This is a genomic window from Bacillus sp. AFS098217 (assembly GCF_002551815.1).
GTDB lineage: Bacteria > Bacillota > Bacilli > Bacillales > Bacillaceae_G > Bacillus_A.
Window position 1 is genome coordinate 1 of sequence record NZ_NVPR01000109.1, and the last position, 226, is coordinate 226.

A 226-nucleotide genomic window follows, 5' to 3' on the forward strand; every position below is an offset into this window, starting at 1 on the left:
ACTTGACCAACGGGCCAAAAATGCTATGGCGGAGAGCAAGGGATTCGAACCCTTGATACGCTTGTGACGTATACACGATTTCCAATCGTGCTCCTTCGGCCAACTCGGACAGCTCTCCAATCAATGGCTCCGCAGGTAGGAATCGAACCTACGACCGATCGGTTAACAGCCGATAGCTCTACCGCTGAGCTACTGCGGAATAATAATTGCCTGGCAACGTCCTACT

Annotated in this window: 2 tRNA genes; both read right to left on the reverse strand. The window is 51.8% G+C overall.

What is annotated here, in order from left to right:
* Nucleotides 1-26 precede the first annotated feature (26 nt).
* Nucleotides 27-118 (reverse strand) — tRNA-Ser (locus tag COO03_RS22940).
* A gap of 6 nt (nucleotides 119-124) precedes the next feature.
* Nucleotides 125-199, reverse strand: a tRNA-Asn gene (locus COO03_RS22945).
* Nucleotides 200-226 lie beyond the last annotated feature (27 nt).